This window comes from Pectobacterium polaris, assembly GCF_002307355.1.
Lineage (GTDB): Bacteria > Pseudomonadota > Gammaproteobacteria > Enterobacterales > Enterobacteriaceae > Pectobacterium > Pectobacterium polare.
The window spans coordinates 1,603,781-1,625,048 of the sequence record NZ_CP017481.1 but is presented as its reverse complement, the minus strand read 5'-3'; the positions used below and the strand labels follow the sequence as shown (position 1 = coordinate 1,625,048).

At 53.8% G+C, this 21,268-nt stretch carries 21 protein-coding genes; 12 read left to right on the top strand and 9 right to left on the bottom strand.

The window, feature by feature from the left end:
* Window positions 1-7: 7 nt before the first annotated feature.
* The 4 genes from pyrI (at window position 8) to nrdG (ending at window position 4,042) form a co-directional block, all read left to right on the top strand.
* A complete protein-coding gene (gene pyrI / locus BJJ97_RS07380; RefSeq protein ID WP_039482089.1) occupies window positions 8-472 on the top strand; it encodes an aspartate carbamoyltransferase regulatory subunit in 465 nt (154 codons plus the stop codon).
* Window positions 473-570: 98 nt separating this feature from the next.
* Window positions 571-957, top strand: coding sequence for a 2-iminobutanoate/2-iminopropanoate deaminase (gene ridA / locus BJJ97_RS07375; protein WP_039354809.1), 387 nt, complete (start codon window positions 571-573; stop codon window positions 955-957).
* Window positions 958-1,357: 400 nt separating this feature from the next.
* A complete protein-coding gene (nrdD, locus tag BJJ97_RS07370) occupies window positions 1,358-3,496 on the top strand; it encodes an anaerobic ribonucleoside-triphosphate reductase (RefSeq protein WP_095993513.1) in 2,139 nt (712 codons plus the stop codon).
* An 81-nt stretch (window positions 3,497-3,577) separates the two neighbouring features.
* Window positions 3,578-4,042, top strand: coding sequence for an anaerobic ribonucleoside-triphosphate reductase-activating protein (gene nrdG / locus BJJ97_RS07365; RefSeq protein ID WP_039470412.1), 465 nt, complete (start codon window positions 3,578-3,580; stop codon window positions 4,040-4,042).
* 11 nt (window positions 4,043-4,053) lie between these two features.
* On the opposite strand, the gene BJJ97_RS07360 is transcribed toward nrdG, so the two are convergent.
* From BJJ97_RS07360 to BJJ97_RS07350, 3 genes are all read right to left on the bottom strand, one after another.
* Complete coding sequence (locus tag BJJ97_RS07360) at window positions 4,054-4,707, bottom strand: Rossmann-fold NAD(P)-binding domain-containing protein (RefSeq protein ID WP_095993512.1); 654 nt, start codon at window positions 4,705-4,707, stop codon at window positions 4,054-4,056.
* Window positions 4,708-4,844: 137 nt separating this feature from the next.
* Complete coding sequence (locus BJJ97_RS07355) at window positions 4,845-5,291, bottom strand: YhbP family protein (RefSeq protein ID WP_095993511.1); 447 nt, start codon at window positions 5,289-5,291, stop codon at window positions 4,845-4,847.
* A gap of 9 nt (window positions 5,292-5,300) precedes the next feature.
* Window positions 5,301-5,747 carry a winged helix-turn-helix transcriptional regulator gene (locus tag BJJ97_RS07350; protein WP_095701372.1) on the bottom strand — a complete coding sequence of 149 codons (447 nt, stop codon included), beginning with the start codon at window positions 5,745-5,747 and terminating at the stop codon, window positions 5,301-5,303.
* A 153-nt stretch (window positions 5,748-5,900) separates the two neighbouring features.
* Here BJJ97_RS07350 and BJJ97_RS07345 point away from each other — a divergent pair, with 153 nt between their 5' ends.
* Window positions 5,901-7,169 (top strand): MFS transporter, encoded by a 1,269-nt coding sequence (locus BJJ97_RS07345; protein WP_095993510.1) that lies wholly within the window; start codon window positions 5,901-5,903, stop codon window positions 7,167-7,169.
* 54 nt (window positions 7,170-7,223) lie between these two features.
* Window positions 7,224-8,576 carry a pyridoxal phosphate-dependent decarboxylase family protein gene (locus BJJ97_RS07340; protein ID WP_095993509.1) on the top strand — a complete coding sequence of 451 codons (1,353 nt, stop codon included), beginning with the start codon at window positions 7,224-7,226 and terminating at the stop codon, window positions 8,574-8,576.
* Window positions 8,577-8,668: 92 nt separating this feature from the next.
* Here BJJ97_RS07340 and BJJ97_RS07335 read toward each other — a convergent pair whose 3' ends face one another.
* The 4 genes from BJJ97_RS07335 to BJJ97_RS07320 form a co-directional block, all read right to left on the bottom strand.
* A complete protein-coding gene (locus BJJ97_RS07335; protein ID WP_095993508.1) occupies window positions 8,669-9,127 on the bottom strand; it encodes a hypothetical protein in 459 nt (152 codons plus the stop codon).
* 207 nt (window positions 9,128-9,334) lie between these two features.
* Window positions 9,335-9,751, bottom strand: a complete 417-nt coding sequence (locus tag BJJ97_RS07330) for a helix-turn-helix domain-containing protein (RefSeq protein WP_095993507.1) — start codon at window positions 9,749-9,751, stop codon at window positions 9,335-9,337.
* On the bottom strand, window positions 9,748-10,059 hold the full coding sequence (locus tag BJJ97_RS07325) for a type II toxin-antitoxin system HigB family toxin (protein WP_095993506.1): 312 nt from the start codon (window positions 10,057-10,059) through the stop codon (window positions 9,748-9,750). The genes BJJ97_RS07330 and BJJ97_RS07325 overlap by 4 nt, the downstream gene beginning before the upstream one ends.
* A 158-nt stretch (window positions 10,060-10,217) precedes the next feature.
* Window positions 10,218-10,769 (bottom strand): bactofilin family protein, encoded by a 552-nt coding sequence (locus BJJ97_RS07320; protein ID WP_095993505.1) that lies wholly within the window; start codon window positions 10,767-10,769, stop codon window positions 10,218-10,220.
* Window positions 10,770-11,375: 606 nt separating this feature from the next.
* Here BJJ97_RS07320 and BJJ97_RS07315 point away from each other — a divergent pair.
* The 5 genes from BJJ97_RS07315 to BJJ97_RS07295 all read left to right on the top strand — a co-directional run bounded on the left by BJJ97_RS07315 (window position 11,376) and on the right by BJJ97_RS07295 (window position 17,944).
* The gene (locus BJJ97_RS07315; RefSeq protein WP_095993504.1) at window positions 11,376-12,299 is read left to right on the top strand and encodes an aminoimidazole riboside kinase; all 924 of its coding nucleotides are present in this window, start codon (window positions 11,376-11,378) and stop codon (window positions 12,297-12,299) included.
* Between the two features lie 199 nt (window positions 12,300-12,498).
* On the top strand, window positions 12,499-14,034 hold the full coding sequence (locus BJJ97_RS07310; RefSeq protein WP_095993503.1) for a carbohydrate porin: 1,536 nt from the start codon (window positions 12,499-12,501) through the stop codon (window positions 14,032-14,034).
* A gap of 80 nt (window positions 14,035-14,114) precedes the next feature.
* Window positions 14,115-15,485 (top strand): sucrose-specific PTS transporter subunit IIBC, encoded by a 1,371-nt coding sequence (locus BJJ97_RS07305; RefSeq protein WP_095993502.1) that lies wholly within the window; start codon window positions 14,115-14,117, stop codon window positions 15,483-15,485.
* Window positions 15,485-16,894, top strand: a complete 1,410-nt coding sequence (locus tag BJJ97_RS07300) for a glycoside hydrolase family 32 protein (RefSeq protein WP_095993501.1) — start codon at window positions 15,485-15,487, stop codon at window positions 16,892-16,894. The genes BJJ97_RS07305 and BJJ97_RS07300 overlap by 1 nt, the downstream gene beginning before the upstream one ends.
* A gap of 30 nt (window positions 16,895-16,924) precedes the next feature.
* A complete protein-coding gene (locus tag BJJ97_RS07295) occupies window positions 16,925-17,944 on the top strand; it encodes a substrate-binding domain-containing protein (RefSeq protein ID WP_095701355.1) in 1,020 nt (339 codons plus the stop codon).
* A 110-nt stretch (window positions 17,945-18,054) separates the two neighbouring features.
* Here the strand turns inward: BJJ97_RS07295 and exbD are convergent, their stop codons facing one another.
* The gene (gene exbD / locus BJJ97_RS07290) at window positions 18,055-18,480 is read right to left on the bottom strand and encodes a TonB system transport protein ExbD (RefSeq protein ID WP_095701354.1); all 426 of its coding nucleotides are present in this window, start codon (window positions 18,478-18,480) and stop codon (window positions 18,055-18,057) included.
* Between the two features lie 3 nt (window positions 18,481-18,483).
* Window positions 18,484-19,494, bottom strand: coding sequence for a tol-pal system-associated acyl-CoA thioesterase (exbB, locus tag BJJ97_RS07285; protein WP_095701353.1), 1,011 nt, complete (start codon window positions 19,492-19,494; stop codon window positions 18,484-18,486).
* Between the two features lie 704 nt (window positions 19,495-20,198).
* Here exbB and BJJ97_RS07280 point away from each other — a divergent pair.
* Window positions 20,199-21,176, top strand: coding sequence for a TRAP transporter substrate-binding protein (locus tag BJJ97_RS07280; protein WP_039482146.1), 978 nt, complete (start codon window positions 20,199-20,201; stop codon window positions 21,174-21,176).
* The last annotated feature ends 92 nt before the right edge of the window (window positions 21,177-21,268 follow it).

The following is a 21,268-nucleotide window of genomic DNA, read 5'->3' as shown; positions in this document are numbered from 1 at the left end:
AGCCATCATGACACACGATAATAAATTACAGGTTGAAGCGATCAAACGTGGCACGGTGATCGACCACATTCCCGCACAGGTGGGTTTTAAGCTGCTGACGCTATTTAAACTGACCGCGACAGACCAGCGCATCACCATCGGCCTGAATTTGCCGTCCAACCACCTTGGGCGCAAAGATCTGATCAAGATCGAGAACATCTTCCTGACCGAGCAGCAGGCGAATCAGCTGGCGATCTACGCACCGCAGGCGACCGTCAATCAGATCGATGATTATGACGTGGTGCGCAAGCTGGTGCCGACGCTGCCAGACCACATTACCGGCGTGCTCACTTGCCCAAACAGCAACTGCATCAGCCGCAGCGAACCGGTTTCGTCGTCATTCAGCGTGAAGCAGCGTGACGGCGACGTGCACCTGAAGTGTAAGTACTGCGAGAAAGAGTTTGAGCGTCAGGCAGTGCTGCAAGATCGCTAGTTTTCTGCATTGCCCCGCAATGGACATTGCCTGTCGCGGGGCTTTTTTGAATAATGGCGGCGTCCGCGTTCCTTTTACGCCCCCATCAAGGAGATACCATGTCACGAATTATCAGCACTGAGCACGCCCCAGCCGCCATCGGCCCTTATGTTCAGGGCGTCGACCTTGGCAGCATGATCTTCACATCCGGCCAGATCCCCGTGAACCCGAAAAGCGGTCTGGTGGCAGATAACATCACCGCTCAGACGCGTCAGTCACTGGAAAATGTTCAGGCGATTGTGGAAGCTGCTGGCCTGAAAGTTTCCGATATCGTGAAAATGACCGTATTCGTGAAAGACCTGCACGATTTCGCTCTGGTCAACACCGCGTATGAAGCCTTCTTCAACGAACATAGCGCACCGTTCCCGGCTCGCTCTTGCGTTGAAGTCGCACGCCTGCCAAAAGACGTGAAGATCGAGATCGAAGCGATCGCCGTTCGTCGCTAAATATCACCGCAATATCCCTAAAAAGCGCACGGTAACCGTTGCGCTTTTTTTCTGTTCTTTCTTTCACCACAACAACATTATTGACATTCCCAGCACACATCACGGTCAAAAAACAAACAAAATTCCGCCAAGCCGCGCGTAGCAAGCCTTCCCACTCTCATCGCCTTTTTTGACTATTTTTTGTTCAGGCTCAAATACCCCGCGACATGAGGATTTCTTTGCTCTACATCAATTTTACAGCGATAAAAGCGCAAACACCCCTACGCAATTTCAATATATAGTGCCTATCCTGTAAACATGAACTACATATAGTGTTTATCCACAGTGTCATCCACAGCCCCCTGTAACCCTTGTCAGTTACGGTTTTCGCCTGTGGATAACCTTTCCAGAGGAAGAAAACGTGAAACCAGTAGTGATTAAACGGGACGGTTGCCAGGTGCCTTTTGATGAAGTGCGAATCAAAGAGGCGGTCGAACGCGCGGCACATGCAGCCGGTGTCAATGATGCAGACTACTGCGCAACTGTGGCCTGTGCGGTCGCTCAACAAATGCAGGATAAATCGCGCGTAGATATCCGCGATATTCAGGATGCAGTCGAAAACCTGCTGATGTCCGGCAATTACAAAAAACTGGCGCGTACCTACATCGAATACCGCCATGACCGCGATATCGCGCGTGAACGCCACGGTCGTCTGAATCAGGAAATTCGCGGTCTGGTTGAACAGAGCAACATGGCGCTGTTGAACGAGAACGCCAACAAAGACAGTAAAGTGATTCCCACCCAGCGCGATCTGCTGGCTGGTATTGTCGCCAAGCATTACGCCAAACAGTACATCCTGCCGCGTGATGTGGTGCTGGCGCACGAGCGCGGTGAGATTCACTATCACGACCTCGACTACTCGCCCTTTTTCCCCATGTTTAACTGCATGCTGATCGATCTGGATGGCATGCTGACCAACGGCTTCAAAATGGGGAATGCGGAGATTGAGCCACCGAAGTCGATCTCAACCGCTACCGCCGTCACCGCGCAGATTATCGCGCAGGTCGCCAGCCACATTTATGGCGGCACCACGATTAACCGTATTGATGAGATTCTGGCGCCGTTCGTCACCGCCAGCCATGCGAAACATAAATCCGTGGCAGAAGAGTGGCAGATTCCCGATGCGGAAAACTATGCCTTAACCCGCACGCAAAAAGAGTGCTACGACGCCTTCCAGTCACTGGAATACGAAGTCAACACGCTGCACACCGCTAACGGCCAGACCCCGTTCGTGACCTTTGGCTTTGGGCTCGGCATCAGCTGGGAATCGCGTCTGATTCAGGAATCGATTCTGCGCAACCGCATTGCCGGGCTGGGTAAAAACCACAAAACGGCGGTTTTCCCGAAACTGGTTTTTGCGATTCGCGACGGTCTGAACCACAAAGCAGGCGATCCGAATTACGATATCAAACAGCTCGCGCTGGAGTGCGCCAGCAAGCGCATGTACCCAGATATTCTGAACTACGATCAGGTCGTGAACGTCACCGGTTCGTTCAAAACGCCAATGGGCTGCCGCAGCTTCCTCGGCGTTTATGAAGAGAACGGCCAGCAGATTCACGACGGCCGCAATAATTTGGGCGTAATCAGCCTGAACCTGCCACGCATCGCGCTGGAAGCCGAAGGCAATGAAGACCGCTTCTGGACGCTGCTGGATCAACGTCTGACGCTGGCGAAGAAAGCGCTGATGACGCGCATTGCGCGGCTGGAAAGCGTGAAAGCTCGTGTCGCGCCCATCCTGTATATGGAAGGGGCTTGCGGCGTGCGCTTAAAAGCGGACGACAGCATCGCGGATATCTTCAAGAACGGACGCGCCTCGATTTCGCTGGGTTACATCGGCCTGCATGAAACGATTAACGCTCTCTTCGGTAGCCAAACGCACGTGTTTGATGACGAAGCGCTGCGTGCCAAAGCCGTGGCCGTTATCACTCGCCTGAAAGCCGCCACCGAGCAGTGGAAAGACGAAACGGGTTACGGCTTCAGCCTGTACAGCACGCCGAGCGAAAACCTGTGTGACCGCTTCTGCCGTCTGGATACCGCCGAGTTTGGCGTCGTGCAGGGCGTGACGGACAAAGGGTATTACACCAACAGCTTCCACCTCGATGTGGAGAAGAAGGTGAACCCTTACCAGAAAATCGACTTCGAGCTGCCCTATCCACCGCTGGCTAACGGTGGGTTCATTTGCTACGGCGAATACCCGAATCTGCAACACAACCTCAAAGCGCTGGAAGACGTGTGGGATTACAGCTACAGCCGCGTGCCTTACTACGGCACCAACACGCCGATCGACGAATGCTACGAGTGCGGTTTCACTGGTGAATTCGAGTGCACCAGCAAAGGCTTCACCTGTCCGAAATGCGGTAACCACGATTCGGCCCGCGTTTCCGTCACGCGCCGCGTGTGCGGCTACCTCGGCAGCCCGGATGCACGCCCGTTCAACGCCGGTAAGCAGGAAGAAGTGAAGCGTCGAATCAAGCACTTAGGCAACGGTCAACTGGGGTAATCCCTTCAGGGCCGCAGCAATGCGGCCCACCTTTCGCGGCACCGTCAACACGCGCCCGCTTCATAACATGGGCTCTACAGCATGAATTACCACCAGTATTATCCCGTTGATGTCGTCAACGGCCCCGGCACCCGCTGCACGCTGTTTGTCGCGGGCTGCGTGCATGAGTGTGTGGGGTGCTACAACAAAAGCACCTGGCGACTCAACTCTGGTCAACCGTTTACGCAGGAACAGGAAGATCGGATCATCGCCGATCTCCAGGATACAGCGATCCCCCGGCAGGGAATTTCGCTGTCTGGCGGCGATCCGCTTCACCCACAGAACGTGCCTGACATCCTGCGGCTAGTCGAACGGATACGCGCGGAATGCCCAGGCAAAGATATCTGGGTCTGGACGGGCTACGTGCTGGCGGAACTGACGCCGGAGCAACAGCGGGTGGTCGATCTCATCAACGTGTTAGTCGATGGAAAATTTGTGCAAGATCTGAAAGATCCCGCACTGATCTGGCGCGGCAGCAGCAATCAGGTTGTCCACCGCCTGCGCTGATCGACAAGCGGCTACTGAAGCGCCTGCTGCTTACCCAGTGAACGTAATTGATCGGATTCCAGCACGGTGACCCGCGCTTTGGGCTCGGGTGAGAACGCCTGATTCAGCAACGCCTGCGCGACCGTTTTCCCTTCAATGGCTCGCCATTTTGCCGGGAACAGACGAAACAGCGGCGCGGCCAGACTTTCTAGCGGACGGCTGTCTTCTCTTTCCCCCAGCAGCATCGACGGCTGTGCCAGTGTCAGATGCTGCCAGCCTTGCTGACGCAGCGATTTTTCCGCTTCTCCCTTCACTCGCGAATAGAAGAAAGGCGACGTCGCACTCGCGCTCAGCGAACTGACAACCAATAGGTGCGTCGCGCCTAGCGCCAGCGCCACCTTTGATCCTTCCACTACCAGCGTGTAATCCACATAGCGGAACGCCTGCTTACTGCCTGCCGTCTTGAGCGTCGATCCCAGACAGCAAAACGCGATATCGACAGGATCGGTCAATTGCGCCAGCGCGGCAGAAAGATCGGGATCGTACGGATTGACCACTTTCTCCGACGGTGCCAGCGGCTTACGCGTCGGCGCATAGATCGTTTCTACCCGATTATTGGCTTTCAACAGCTCTAACAACTCGTGCCCCACTAACCCCGTTGCACCTAATAACAGTACTCGGCTCATCGGTTTTCCCCCTTGCTCAGCGTCTTTCACTATCCCAATTTTTTTATGTTTCTGTTGTTAGTTATGACAAATGTTAGTTATGACAAATGTTAGTTATGACAAATGATCTCTGTAACGACGGTTATCTCTGAAGAACGTTAGCGCTGCCAGTGGCGTTTCTTACCAAAGCCCAGCGTATTGTCTGTCATTTTGATTTCTGTCAGATCGAGCCGCCAGATCGGCGCTTGCGATGCCCGGGCAATAGGGAAACGCGCGTTGTACCGTGCTCTGGCCTGCTGCGCGTCATCGCCTTCCAACTGCACCGCCTGCGCCCGAAACTGCACGCCCTTAATCAGCATGACGCTCTTCGGCTGGCCGCTCACCGTACCGGCCACCTGCGGCAGCCTTGCCATTATTTCACCGTGACGCGTCTGCAACTCCGTCATTAGATAGAAGGCTATCTGTTGATCGTCATAAGTATAGAAGCAACTCGCACACCATAATTCCGAATTTTCACCCACGCATAACGTCAGTACGTGCAACTTCTTCAAATAGCGGGAGATTGCCTCAAGATCGCTGTCTGTTTTTCTCAGTTTTTTCTGCATTACGCTGCCTCAATCCACTTTCTGAACGAACGTATCCTGCCCGACCAACAGCTGGCCTTGCGCAGAGTGCGGCAGCATGGTTTGCAGAGGCTGGCCGGTGTGTTTATCCAATAACAGGGAGTGAGGTTCCCCCTCTGCAAACAGCTGCTGTTCCCCCCACTGGCGTAGCGCCACAACGAGCGGGAATAGCTGTTCACCTTTTGGAGTCAGGATATATTCCTGATAGGCCGAGCTTTCGGAAACGGGCTGAACGGACAAAATGCCTTCCTCAACCAAGGTGCGCAGACGGTCGGTAAGGATATTTTTGGCAACACCCAAACTGCGCTGAAAATCGCCGAAACGGCGGCGATTGTCGAAGGCATCGCGGATAATCAGCAACGCCCAGCGATCGCCAACCACATCCAGCGCGCGCGCGACGGGACACGCATCCTCTTTCAAACTTTTGCGCTTCACCATGAATACTTCCTCCCCTTTTTCCTGTTCATCCTGCCTGCTTTACCCACAGGCTGAAAACTGATCGCACGATTTTTGGTTGCAGAATAAAACCAGAGTATTTATGCTTCAAGTGGTTTTATTTTGAAACCAAATTGAGCAATGAAAGCCAATACCATGAAAACAAGCCCTATTCATACCACGCCATCCGTTACCGAAGGCGATCTTTACTGCACTCCTTGCAGCACGCAGACGGCATTACCGCGCGCGTTAGTTTTGCTGTTTGCCTGTGCCAGCGCCCTTAGCGTCGCCAATGTGTATTATGCACAGCCGCTGTTGGATGCATTATCGGTAGATTTTCACATCAGTATCGCAGCCGTTGGCGGCGTGATGACCGCAACACAGCTTGGCTGTGCGCTGGCGTTAATTCTGCTGGTGCCGCTGGGCGATATCCTCAATCGGCGGTATTTGATGCTTGCCCAGTTGGGTGCGCTCATCGTAGCGCTGATCGCCGTTGGGCTATCCACTACACCTCTGTCTTTATTGATCGGCATGCTGGCCGTGGGCATGCTCGGCACAGCAATGACGCAGGGGCTGATTGCTTATGCCGCGACCGCTGCCGCACCGCAGGAACGCGGGCGCGTTGTGGGTGCGGCACAGGGCGGCGTGGTGATTGGGCTGTTGCTGGCGCGCGTGCTGTCCGGTTTCATCGCCGATCTAGCAGGCTGGCGCAGCGTATACTTTTTCTCTGCGCTGCTGATGCTCCTGCTTGCCGTGCTTTTATGGCGCACACTGCCGCATCAGCCGCCTGCCCGGCAGCGTCCGCGCTATTCCGCGTTGCTGCTTTCTATGCTGACCCTGTTGCGTAAAGAGCGGGTGTTGCAAATACGCGGCATCATCGCTTTACTGATGTTTGCTGCCCTGAGCATTTTCTGGAGCGCACTGGTTCTGCCGCTGAGCCGTGAGCCTTATTTCTTCTCTCATACCGTGATCGGTGCATTTGGTTTGGTCGGTATTCTCGGCGCGCTGGCGGCGGTGAAAGCGGGCTCGCTGGCCGATAAAGGACGCGAACAGTGGGTCAGCGGCATCGCCCTGTTACTGTTGCTGGCATCGTGGCTGCCGCTGTGGTTAGCGCCCTATTCTCTCTTCGCGTTGGTGGTCGGCATCATCGTTCTCGATCTGGGCGGGCAAGCCATTCACGTCACCAACCAAAGCATGATTTTCAAGACGCATCCTGATGCGCACAGCCGTCTGGTTGGCTGTTATATGCTGTTTTATAGCATCGGCAGTGGGCTTGGCGCGATGGCAACGACAGCGGCGTATGATGCTGCGGGCTGGTCAGGCGTGTGCATTCTTGGCGCAGCCGTCAGCCTGCTGGCGCTGCTTTTCTGGAAAGTGACGCTGCACGCTTCAACGCCGTCACCAGCCGCCGCCACGCCATCATGATAGCGGAACAGCGCCTCTTGATAACAACACAATCCGATTGATAAGGGAAAAAGCATGAGCGAACTGAGGTTACTGGCTGATGCCGACGAGCGCGGCCGACGTTATCTGGCTGAGACGGCACAGCGTCGGGTTTTCCCCGATGCCGATGCCCTCGCAGCGCTGGCACGTTTTGATGAAGCGCTGCCGCAACAGGGCTTCTCGCCCGAAAGCACGCTGACGCTGCTGGATGAGGTCGGCTCACCGGCTACCACCGCCTCCAATGGTCCAAACTATTTCGGCTTTGTTATCGGCGCCTCATTGCCGGTCGCCGCTGCCTCCGAGCGATTAATGATCGCCTGGGATCAGTGCGCGTCCACCTTTGATAACTCGCCGGTATCCGCCACGCTGGAACGCCTCGCCAGCCGCTGGGTGCTCGATGCTCTGAACTTACCCAAAGACAGCGCCGTGGGTTTCGGCACCAGCGCCACCGCCTGCACGCTTTCCTGTCTGGCCGCCGCGCGTCGTGCTCTGCTGGCAAAACAGGGCTGGGATTTTGACAACGATGGATTGAACGGCGCGCCTGAAATTAAGGTCGTGATTTCGGAACTGACGCACATCACCGTGAAGAAAGCGCTGCGCGTACTCGGCTTTGGGCTACGCCATTTACTTATCGCGCCCGTGAATGCGTTTGGGCAGATCGACGTGGCGCAGCTTCCTCCGCTGGACGATCATACGATTCTTTGTTTGCAGGCAGGCGAGGTCAACACGGGCGAGTTCGATGACTTTGCGCAGATCATTCCCATCGCGAAAGCAGCAGGTGCCTGGGTTCACGTTGATGGCGCATTCGGGCTGTGGGCCAGAGCCTCATCCCACGCGGCGCTCACCGACGGCATCGATCTGGCCGATAACTGGACAACCGACGCGCATAAATGGCTGAACACACCCTACGACTGTGCGATGGCGATTTGCCGCGATGCGGACGTGCTGGCGGAAGCGATGAACGCGGATGCCGTCTATTCTAGTGCGGCACGAGATGCGCAGAAGAACCTGACGCTCGAGTTCTCCCGTCGCCCGCGCGGCATTCCGGTGTGGGCAGCACTGCGTACGCTGGGGCGCGACGGCGTGGCAGAGATGGTCGAACGACACTGCCGACAGGCAACCTTCATCGCCGACGGCCTGCGCCATGCAGGATTTGAGATACTGAATCGGGTTGTGCTTAATCAGGTTCTGCTGCGGGGGGAAACCGACGGCCAAACGACAGCAATACGAGAAGCGTTGCAGGCGTCGGGCAAAGCATGGTTTGGCGGCACCGTCTGGCAGGGGCGTCCGGCATTACGCATCAGCGTGTCATCCTGGCGCACGCAGGACGACAACGTACAGGCGCTAATCACGCTGCTGACGGAAATCAAAGCTCAGGCCCAACGCTGAGCGAAGCCTAAACAATGAGCGCGATATAAAACGACTATCCCGCAAATGCGGGGATAGAGAGACGTCATCAGACTACAGCGAGTCGGAATATGCTAGACGTAAACGCTAATGCTGGAAACCTGCCCCTGAAAGCGGTTCAGCGCCTCTGCGGCACGTTGCAGGCTTTCGGTATTCTGCACTTCGCTACGGGATGATGCACCCGCGACACCTTGCTGAATGGTGTCGAAAACATTAATCGGCTGGAACACATTGGAAGGCGGGATGCTTCCCCCTTCGGCTCTCGGCGACGAGACAAAACCCAACAGCGCGGAACCTTCTTCACGCCCCAACCGCCCACTGCTCACAAGGCCTTCAACCGTTTCATACAGCTCGGCTGGGCTAATGCGGGTGAAATCATACCGCGTCGTCTCACCGGCAGGAACAGCACCACTGCCCACCTGATAAGACTGAAGCTGTTCGGACAGCGCCGCTTTCTCGGCATGCTCTGTGGAACGCTTCGCCATCACCTGCTGGCTGGCAAAGACGGACGACTCTGCGGCTTCAACTTTCATATCACCTCCTTACGGTAACGTATGGAAGACAAGAATCATTGGCATAGCGCCTCACCGTAACGGTGGGTGCAAAAATGGCGTGCTTTAATACTGACACGCAATCCCCCATCGCGCCAGCCAGAAGCGGGATTTGAACCCGCTGATGTGGGAACACATTATAGCGCGGTGCATTATGCTGCTCTTAGCAAGAATCGCTGAACAGTCGTGTCAATCAACAAAAGCACTCACGGGAATATCGAATCGTTTAGCAAGCGCTCTCATGTGATCAAGCGTTAGAGTGCGCTCACCGTTTAGAATGCGGGATACCAGAGACTTTTTACCAATCTCAGCTTCAAAATCACTCTGCGTTAGCTGATGCTGATCCATAAGGACGCGCAGTAAAGCGATACCGGCCGGGAGTGCTTTAACACGTTCGTTGAAGGCTGCAAACTCCGGTGCATCATTCTCGTATTTGTCAATTTTGGCAGTCAGCATATCGATTAGCGGACTATCAGGCTCACTCTCGATCAGGTATTCAGTGAGTTTCAGCGCATCCTCATAATCCTTACGAGAGGTGCTGCCTCCGAGGAATGGTACGATACTCGTCAGGTTGTTAGCTGCCTTGATAGCGTCTGCGTACATCATTCTTTATTCCTCCGGTAATACTCTGTCAGCCTGTCATACTCTGCATGGGATGTAATGTGCTTGATGAAGATTTTCCCCCGCTCAAAATCAGCAAAAAACATCACTCGAAGATGCCCGCCACCAATATCAATAACCCACCATTTTTCCCGGTATTTCATCCTATCTAGGCTAGGGAAACGTTTTTTCATATCGTCCGGTGTTGCATACATTTCGCGTTTGATAACCCGATATAGGTCAGCAAGTGCTGTAGCCTGATTCGGAAACTGAGTGGTTGCAGTGTCGAAAGGTGCCCGCGAAATAACATGCATCTGGATTCACTCCCTAATGTTTCCAGATTGGAAACAATATGCCGTAAATGGAACGAGTTGACAATAAGGAAACCGTTATAATCTACATCCCTGCTGTTCGGTTTATCCCCGCAGGTGCGGGGAACACTAAGCTTACATCCAGAGAGTAAGGGAGAACCTCACGCCGTTGGCGCATTGCTCGCTAGCGCGACGACGTTCTCTTGTTCTGCGGGGGCTTTGCCGGGTTTCTCTTTTTTCTTTTCCACGTAGGTCAGTTTTTCTTGGTTCTGCGCTGGCGGGGTCAGCGGGTGGGATTGTCCGGTGAAAACGCCGCCTTTTTCGATGGAGAGTTCATCGGTGAAAATGTCGCCGAATACTTTTCCCTGCGCCAGAATAGCTACGACGCTGGCGGCTATGCGTCCTTCTACGCGACCGTTGATGACGATCTGTTGCGATTTCATTTCGCCGTTGATCTGACCGGTGTGCTCCACTTTAATCGTGTTATCACACTGCACATCACCCTCTACCCGGCCTTCCACGGTAATGTTGCCATCCACTGCCAGAGAGCCCGTCATACGCGCCCCCTGAGAAATGAAGGTGTCTTTTTTCACACGCACAGGGTTCACTGAATTAATCAACTCGTTCGATGGGCTGATAGCGGGAGAGCTGTTTATTTCACTGCGCTCTTGCGGTTCTTTGGCGTCTTTTTTGTTTTTATCGAATGAAAACATCGTGTTATTCCTTTTAACAGTATAGAAAAATGCGATCGTGGCACTTGTGGCGAGTACAGCAGCCACTCCCTGACCATAATATCGAAGGGGAAATTCGCTATAAATATCAACAAGCCAGACGATAACCAGTAAAGCCCATATCGCCCATATTCCCCAAAGCAGGTTGTAATTACGCACCGGGACAAACCCGGAAAGAGGTGGGGTAATGCATATCCTTCTCCATTCGTCCTTTTTTGCGGCTTAAGAACCCATCCCAGTAGGCGTTATTGGTGCAGCCAGTTTGGACACGGACAGCGCGCAGAAACCGGAGCGTACACGTAGTACGTGAGGATTTCGAGCACTGCCTAGGTTCAAAATGGCAAATAAAATAGCCTAATGGGATAGGTTCTAATTCAGCCACGCCCCATAGATATCGGATAACAGGCCCGTTTATTTAGTCCGATGACCGTGGCAACGTGATGACTATCGCATAAATTTTCGCCAACGCGATGTGGAAATATGCGTTTTATTGATGTGGGAGTGCCTCTGCGATGAAGAGTATTGCTTAGCTAAACCGATTCTTCTATTTTAGCAAACAGTCTAATAATCATGGATAAGAGTAACGTTATGGCAAACAGAATTTGGGTCATGGGCGACGCGGTTGTCGATCTCATCCCGGAAGATACGGAACGCTATCTGAAATGCCCTGGCGGCGCGCCCGCCAATGTTGCGGTCGGCATTGCCAGACTCGGGGGAAACAGCGCCTTTGTTGGCCGCGTCGGCGACGATGTTTTTGGCCATTTTCTAAAAACGGTGCTGGAACAGGAAAGCGTTGATACTCGCTACATGGCACACGACAGGCTCCATCGGACCTCAACCGTGGTCGTGAGCCTCGATGAAACAGGGGAACGCACCTTCACGTTCATGGTTCGCCCGAGTGCCGATCTGTTTTTACAGCCGGAAGACCTGCCGCTGTTCAGCCAGAGAGAATGGCTGCACCTCTGCTCTATCGCACTTTCGCAGGAGCCCTCGCGCAGTACCGCGTTTGCGGCGATGCGGCAGGTGAAAGCCGCACAGGGCTGGGTCAGTTTCGACCCGAATATCCGTGACGACCTCTGGCAAAGCGAGCAGGAACTGCGCGACTGTCTGACACAAGCACTGATGCTGGCCGACGTGGTGAAGTTATCGCGTGAAGAGCTGGCCTTTCTCTGTTCAACACCGGATGTTGAAGCGGGGATTAAGCAGTTTATGCAGCGCTACCCTACCCAACTCTTGCTGGTGACGCTGGGCGGCGAAGGCGTCTGGCTGCACGATCGCCACCAGCTACAGCATTTTGCCGCGCCATCGGTGACACCCGTCGATACCACTGGCGCGGGCGATGCCTTCGTCGCCGGTTTACTTCAAGGTCTGGCGCAGTATGACGACCTGTCACAGCCGCTGAGCTGGGACCCCATTATCGAGCAGGCGCAGCGGTGCGGTGCACTGGCGACCACGGCAAAAGGCGCGATGACCGCACTCCCCTACGCGCAGCAGTTACACGCACGCCCTTAGCCAAGCGCTAATCCCCTCGTTTGATACGGTTACCGCCCGGTTTTGTAGTCAGGATCACAGTTACAGAATCGGGCGAGTGAAATTTCTTGCTAACCCTTCTTTTGGCTTTTATTTTCCTCACGAAAAATCGGTTTAGCAATTTAGCTAAACACGAGAAATCCAAAAAACAATAAATCTCCTTCACGACGAGAACGAAAAAATGAAGCCAAGCCACCTTGCTGTGACGATAGGATTATTACTTTCCTCCCCGTTTTATGTTTCCGCTGCCAACACCGACAGTATTGAAGCCCGTCTGAACGCCATGGAACAGCGTCTGCAACAGGCAGAAGCACGTGCTCAGGCCGCCGAAGCCAGAGCTAATGCCGCTGAAAAGCAAACCCAGCAGTTAGCGACCCGCACGACCCAAACCGAACAGAAAACCCAGCAGGTGGAACAGCGTACAACGGCACTGGCCAAGCAGAAGTCGTTCGCCGATGGATTTGAATTCCACGGCTACGCGCGTTCTGGCCTGTCGATCAATGATTCTGCTACCAGCGCCAAAACCGATATCGGGCCGGGCATGTCCCCTGCCGGTCAAACTGGCGGACATATTGGCCGTTTAGGCAATGAAGACGACACCTACGTCGAGATCAAACTGGAGCACAAACAGAAACTGGATAACGGCGCGACCACCCGCTTCAAGGTGATGATGGCGGACGGTCAGCGCAGCTATAACGATTGGACGGCGGCCACCAGCGACCTCAACATCCGTGAAGCCTTCGTCGAACTGGGTTCACTGCCAACCTTCACCGGTGCCTTTAAGGACACCACGCTGTGGGCGGGTAAACGTTTCGATCGCGATAACTTCGATATTCACTGGCTGGACAGCGACGTGGTCTTCCTCGCGGGCACCGGCGGCGGGATCTATGACGTGAAATGGGCGGATAGCGCCAAGAGTAACTTCTCGCTGTATGGCCGCAGCCTCGGCGAAATTACCTCGCTGGATAACGACATCAAAAACTACGTCTTCACCGCTAATAACTACGCCGGGCCATTCCAGTTCATGCTGAGCGGATTAACCGCGAAGAACAACGATGTAAAAGAAAACACGGGTACCAGCCGCGATAGCACTGTCGTCACCAATACCAATGCGGGCGACAAAGGCTATCACGCGATGGTGGCTTACCACGGCGACAGCTTCTACGGCTTGCGCGACGGGACATCGAAAACCGCGATCCTTTACGGTCACGGACTGGGCGGCGAAGTGAAGAACATCGGCGCCGATGGCAACCTGACCAACGATGCCAACACCTGGCGCTTTGCAACCTACGGCACAACGGCGCTGAACAAGACCTGGAGCTTCGCACCGTCCATTCTGGCGCAAACCAGCAAAGACCGTTACGTCAGCGGCGACAGCTACGAATGGGTGACGTTTAATGCGCGCCTGATTCAGGAAATCACCGAAAACTTTGCACTGGCCTATGAAGGCAGCTATCAATACATGGACCTCGATCCGCGCGGTTATCGGAGCCTGAATCAGGTTAGCGGCGGCTTCTACAAGCTGACCTTTGCACCAACGTTCAAGGTCGGCGATATCGGTAACTTCTTTAGCCGCCCTGAGCTGCGCGTGTTTGCCAGCTACATGGACTGGGATAAACGACTGGATAACTACTCCAGTGAAGATACGTTTGGCTCCACCGGCTTTAAAGCAGGCGGCGAATGGAACTTCGGTATCCAGATGGAAACCTGGTTCTGATAATTGTCTGACCTTGGCGTCGATTACGCGCTAATCGACGCCGAAAAAACAGCATATCCTATTGAAAGAAGAGGAATAACATGGATATCAACGCTACTGCCGCCGCGCTCATCCCCCTTCTCGGCGGGAAAGAGAACATCGCCAGTGCTGCCCACTGTGCAACTCGCCTGCGTCTGGTGCTGAATGATGACAGTCTGGCTGACAAGAAAGCGATTGAGAACGTCGATGGCGTTAAAGGCTGCTTCCAGAACGCCGGACAAATGCAGATCATTTTCGGCACAGGATTGGTTAACAAGGTGTATGCCGAATTCATCAAAGCGGCAGGCATCAGTGAATCGAGTAAATCCGAAGCGGCCTCTATTGCCGCGAGAAAGCTGAACCCGCTGCAACGTCTCGCGCGTCTGTTATCGAACATCTTCGTCCCTATCATGCCGGCGATTATCGCGTCCGGTCTGCTGATGGGGCTGCTCGGCATGATCAAGACCTACGGCTGGGTCGATTCCAGTAGCGCGATCTTCGTGATGCTGGATATGTTCAGCTCCGCCGCATTTATTATCCTGCCTGTTCTGATCGGCTTTACCGCCGCGCGGGAATTCGGCGGCAACCCTTATCTGGGCGCGACGCTAGGCGGTATCCTGACTCATCCAGCGTTGACCAACGCCTGGGGCGTTGCTGGTGGTTTCCAGACCATGCATTTCTTCGGTATGGACATCGCCATGATCGGCTATCAGGGCACCGTGTTTCCGGTCCTGCTGGCCGTCTGGTTCATGAGCATCGTGGAAAAACGCCTGCGTAAGGTCGTACCAGACGCACTGGACATCATCGTCACGCCGTTCCTGACCGTCATCATTTCCGGCTTTGTCGCCATGCTGCTCATCGGCCCGGCTGGACGTGCGCTGGGCGATGGTATTTCTCTGGTTCTCAGCACATTGATTGCTCACGCAGGATGGATTGCTGGTTTGCTGTTCGGCGGCCTCTACTCCGTTATCGTGATCACTGGCGTCCATCACAGCTTCCATGCCATTGAAGCTGGACTACTTGGCAACCCGAACATCGGCGTCAACTTCCTGCTGCCGATTTGGGCGATGGCGAACGTGGCGCAGGGCGGCGCGTGTCTGGCGGTATACTTCAAAACGCGTGATGCCAAAACCCGAGCGATTGCCGTTCCTGCCGGGCTTTCCTGTCTGTTAGGCATCACAGAGGCAGCGATATTTGGTATCAACCTGCGCTTCATTAAACCGTTCCTGGCGGCGCTGGCAGGCGGTGCACTCGGTGGCGCATGGGTGGTCTTCAATCACGTCAATATGACGGCCGTCGGGCTGACCGGTTTTCCGGGACTGGCGATTGTGCAAGGGGGCTCGATGCTTAACTACCTGATTGGGATGTTAATTGCGTTCGGTGCCGCCTTTACCATTTCCTTACTGCTGAAATATAAAACGGATAGCGAATAATGAAGGAAGTCCACTTACTAAAGCGCATGGCGCACGCCCTGATGTCAGGCCATTCACGGAAACAGGAAGATCCGTATCGCCCGGAATGGCATCTGTCTCCGAACGTTGGTCTGCTCAACGATCCGAACGGATTTATTCATCACAACGGGCGTTACCATCTGTTTTATCAGTGGAATCCTTTAGCCTGTGCCCACGGAGCGAAATTCTGGGGGCACTGGAGTTCCGCCGATCTGGTAAATTGGACGCATGAACCCGTCGCGCTAGTACCGAGCGAAAGCTATGAAAGCCACGGCTGCTACTCCGGTTCTGCCGTGGTGGATCATGGCGCGATCACGCTGATTTACACCGGTAACGTGAAATACGATGACGGCTCACGCACCGCGTTTCAGTGCCTCGCCCGTGAGAACCCTAACGGTGAATATGACAAGCTGGGAGCGGTTCTGACGCTCCCCGACGGCTACACCGGCCACGTTCGCGATCCCAAAGTGTGGCGTCATGACGACCACTGGTACATGGTGCTCGGCGCACAGGATCTCGACCTGCAAGGTAAAGTACTGCTCTACCGTTCTGCCGATCTGCTGGCGTGGGAAAAGATCGGTGAGATCGCCGGTTCCCGTTTGGGCGGGCTCGGTGATTTTGGCTATATGTGGGAGTGCCCGGACCTGTTCCCATTGGATGGCAAAGACGTACTGATTTGCTGCCCACAGGGCGTTCCCGCCGAAGAAGAACGCTATCTGAATACCTTTCAGGCTGGCTATTTTATTGGCTCACTCCATTACGAAAACGGTGCTTACCCGCATCAGGATTTCCACGAACTGGATCTCGGCTTCGAGTTTTACGCTCCACAAACCACGCTGAGTGAAGACGGGCGACGCCTGCTGTTCGGCTGGATGTCGATTCCTGACGACAATGAATTTTTTGAACCGACGATCGAACACGGCTGGATCCATACCATGACCTGCCCGCGTGAACTCACGCTGCATGACGATCGCGTTTATCAACGTCCTGCGCGCGAGTTGCAGCAGTTGCGCAGACAGCATTACACCTGGCAGGGTGCCGCAGACTACGCCTCTCCGCTTGACGCTAGCAGCGCGGAAATCCTCATCACCGTGCAGGGGGAATTCCAGCTCAACCTCGCTTCCCAGTTGGTTCTCTGTTGGGACGGTGAACGCGTCACGCTGAGTCGCCGTAACCGTCGCACCGGCGAGCCAGAACATCGCTACTGGTGCGGCGATCTGAGCCAATTGCAGATCCTGTGCGATCGCTCCAGCGTTGAAATTTTTATCAACGACGGCGAAGCCGTGATGTCTGCACGCTATTTCCCGGCAAGCGAGGCGGTCATCACGTTCAGCGGCTCTGGGCAATTAACGCTACAGCACTGGCTGTTAGCGCCATGCGTGATAGAATAACTTCCCTTTTTTCTGATAGCAGACCTCGCGGTGAAACCGACTAAACGCATAACAATCAGTGACATCGCCGCGCTGGCCGGTGTATCAAAATCTACCGCCAGTCTGGTGCTTAACGGGCGCAGCAAAGAGTTTCGCGTTTCTGATGAAACCCGCGATCGCATTTTAGCCGTCGCACACGAGCAACGTTATCAGCCCAGCATTCACGCACGTTCGCTGCGTTCCTCACGCAGCAATACGCTGGGGCTGGTGGTGCCGGAAATGACCAACTACGGTTTTGCCGTGATTTCCCGCGAGCTGGAAATGTTGTGCCGTGAAGCAGGGCTACAGTTGCTGATTGCCTGCACCGACGAAAATGCCAGTCAGGAGATGATGGCGGTCAACAGTCTGGTACAGCGTCAGGTCGATGGCCTGATTGTCGCTTCCAGCCTGTTAAGCGATGTCGAATATCAGAAAATTAATCAGCAGTTGCCCGTCGTGCAGTTTGACCGGGTGATTGGTGATTCCACGCTGCCCATGGTGATTTCCGAAGCGGTAGAATCCACGGCGGAAATGGTCGAACGTATCGCTCGCCAGCATCGTGATGAATTCTATTTCCTTGGCGGTCAGCCACGAATCTCCCCGACTCGCCACCGTCTGGAAGGCTTCCAGCTTGGACTGACGCGCGCAGGTATCGACTGCCAGCCAGAGTGGATTATTCACGGCAGCTATCACCCCAGCGCGGGTTATGAAATGTTTGCTCAGTTGTGTGCAACGCTGGGTCGTCCGCCAAAAGCGCTGTTTGTTGCCGCCTGTGGCCTGATGGAAGGCGTGCTGCGCTATATGAACCAGCATAACCTGATGGAAAGCGGCATTCGACTGTGCTGCTTTGACGATCACTATCTGTTTGATTGCTTACCGCTGAAGATCGATACTGTGGCGCAGGATTGTGAAAATCTGGCGCGCAGCAGCTTTGAGATGGTGACCAGCCTGATTGCACAAAAGCCGCTTGAAGAAGATCGGCGCTATATCCCGACGCGTATTCACTGGCGTCATCCTGATTCGCGGGCGTAGGCTTAACGCCCAACCACTCGGCCATATAACCCAGATGTAAACCTACAGGCGTAAAAAAAGGAACGCGGTTTGAATATCCGCATTCCTTCTTACAACACAACCCTCTGCCGTTATTTAGCGGCAGCGGTTTCCGCACCGACCAGGCCGACCTTGAGGTAACCCGCTTTACGCAGTGAATCCATCACGCTCATGATGGTTTCATAATCGACGCTTTTATCAGCCTGAAAGAAGATGGTCGTTTCTTTATTGGCACTGGTTTTTGCATCCAGCACCTGCGCTAGCGACTGCTCGCTAACCACCTCTTCCCCCAGGAACATTTGCTTATCCGCTTTTACCGTCAGATAGAGCGGTTTTTCCGGTCGCGGCTGAGGTACTGCCGATGAAGCCGGCAGATCGACACGAATGTCTACCGTTGCCAGCGGGGCCGCCACCATGAAGATAATCAGCAGAACCAGCATGACGTCAATGAACGGCGTGACGTTAATGTCATGCATTTCACCGTCATCACTCACGTCCTCCTTCAAATGCATCGCCATGACTTAACCCACCCGCAGTTTATGCGCTGCTGAAGATGCCCGGTTATCGTTGCTGGCAGCCACATCGAGATCGCGACTTTGCAGCAACAGCACTTGTGCAGCCACATCGCCGACCATCGCTTTGTAGCCAGCAATCGAACGAGCAAAGACGTTATAGATGACGACCGCAGGAATCGCAGCAACCAGACCAATCGCCGTTGCCAGCAGGGCTTCTGCGATCCCCGGCGCAACGACGGCCAGATTGGTGGTTTGCGTCTGCGCGATACCGATGAAGCTGTTCATGATGCCCCATACCGTACCGAACAGTCCCACGAACGGAGCAACCGCGCCGACCGTCGCCAGATAGCCGTTACCACGCCCCATGTGACGCCCGGTAGCCGCCACGCGACGTTCCAGACGAAACGCGGTGCGTTCTTTAATTCCGTTGTTGTCATCAGAACGTGCGGAAAGCTCCAGTTCGTTCTGCGCATCGACCAGCAGTTGCTGTGCAACGCTGCCGGCTTTGAACGCCTCTGCGGTTTCCAGCGCGTCGTCCAGCGTTTTCGCCTCTTCCAACGCCAGATATTCACGGCGCAGGCGGCGTTTCGCACCAGACATCTCGACGCTTTTACTGAAGAAGATCGCCCAGGTAATGACGGAGGCCAGCAGCAAACCGATCATCACCGTTTTCACCACGGCATCGGCGTGCTGGTACATACCCCAGACGGACAAATCGGTTTTCATCAGGTTATTGGTACCCGGTGCCGCACTAGCAGGCAGCGCGAGTGCTGATGCCGGAGCCTGTGCATCGGTCGTCACAGGAGCGGAAGGCGACGCAGCAGCAGGCTGAGCGGCTGGTGCTGCATTCTCTGTCGATAACGGTGCCGTTGCTGGAGCCGCAAACGCATTTCCACTTAGTCCCGCCGTACACAGCAGGATAACCAGCACGCTACGGGAAAATGCGCTGAACGCGCCACGTTTTTTTTGCCAGGTTGATAACACCTGTTGAGTTGTATTACTGACAGCCGTCTTCACGCTGTGCCTCCACCATTCGTTCTGTACAATCATCTGTTCTGTACAATCATCTGTTCTGTACAATATCCGCACATATTCGCAGGTATAATGCCGCAATAACGCAGCCTGAAATAATACCAAACCCTGAACGAATTGATAGTCGTTCTCATTATTATTTACATCAGATAACGCACTTTCCTTGCGTTTTGACAGGATTTCAGAGGGTATTGCTCGCACATCGGCAGGAAAAGCATAAGAACGACAAGAAAAGTAGCATTCAGGAATATATCAGGCAGGGGATCCCCACTAAAAAACGGTGCGATACCCAAGATTTTTATGATCGGCTTTTGTGATCAACATTAAGTTATCACACCATTTCATGATGGCTGGCGATAAGTTTACCGAAATAAATAGATACATATGCACATAATAAGATAAATAAAAACACCAAGTTACGTATATTCCTATAAGTCAAATAGGAATAAAGTCCATATAAAACAGCATTTCATATTAGCTTTTTCTTTTGTGACACGAGTCATTCTACGAAGTTGTATAATAGGTTAGCTTAACTCGCAGAGAATACTGACACACGCCACAATAATACGTAATAGGCGGTCGTCTTCTCATCATTAAACCCACTCGTCATTACGCTATTTTTCATGGGTTTATATTTTTAAATCACCATTTGATTATCGATAATGTCACCCACCTCTGGAGATAATTCAATGAAGCTGTCGAAAACATTGATCGGCGTTTGTCTGGGTTCTACTGCACTCCTGATGAGCCAAGCGATTCAGGCACAACAAATTAAAGCCTCTGATGTTCACCCTGAAGGATATCCTAATGTCGTCGCCGTTCAGAAAATGGGAGAAAAATTAAAAGCCGCCACAAATGGCAGGCTGGAAATTAAAACCTTCCCCGGCGGGGTGTTGGGTGATGAAAAACAAATGATTGAGCAGGCACAGCTCGGCGCGATTGATATTATCCGTGTATCAATGACGCCCGTTGCCGCTATTTTACCAGAAATAGAAGTCTTCACGCTGCCCTATATTTTCCGTGATGAAGATCATCTGCATAAAGTGCTGGATGGCAAAATCGGTCAGGAAATTGGTGACAAGATTACGCATAGCAGTAAATCAAAATTGATTTTTCTGGGCTGGATGGACGCGGGAACGCGTAACTTAATCACCAAACAACCGGTAGTGAAACCAGAAGACCTGAAGGGCATGAAAATTCGCGTACAGGGTAGCCCGGTCGCACTGGCAACGCTAAAAGCGATGGGTGCCAACTCGATTGCCATGGGCGTCAGCGAAGTCTTCAGCGGTATGCAAACCGGCGTGATTGACGGCACCGAAAATAACCCACCAACGTTTGTCGCACACAACTACCTGCCTGTCGTGAAAAACTATACCTGGAGCCGCCACTTCATTATTCCTGAGCTGTTCCTGTATTCCAAAACCAAATGGGACAAACTTTCTAAAGAGGATCAGGATCTTATCCTGAAGCTGGCGAAAGAAGCGCAGCAAGAACAGCGCGTGCTGTGGAATGAATATACTCAGCAATCTCTGGATAAAATGAAAGCCGGTGGCGTTCAATTCCATGAAATTGATACCGAGTACTATTTCAAAGCCACCCAGCCCGTCCGCGATCAGTTTGGTGCCAAATATCAGGATCTGATTAAAGCCGTCGCTGACGTCCAATAATCAGTACCTCATCTCAGCGGATAAATAGCCTGCTATTTATCCGCCACCATTAATAGCCTGATATCAACAATGATCCTTTGCTTATCACCCAG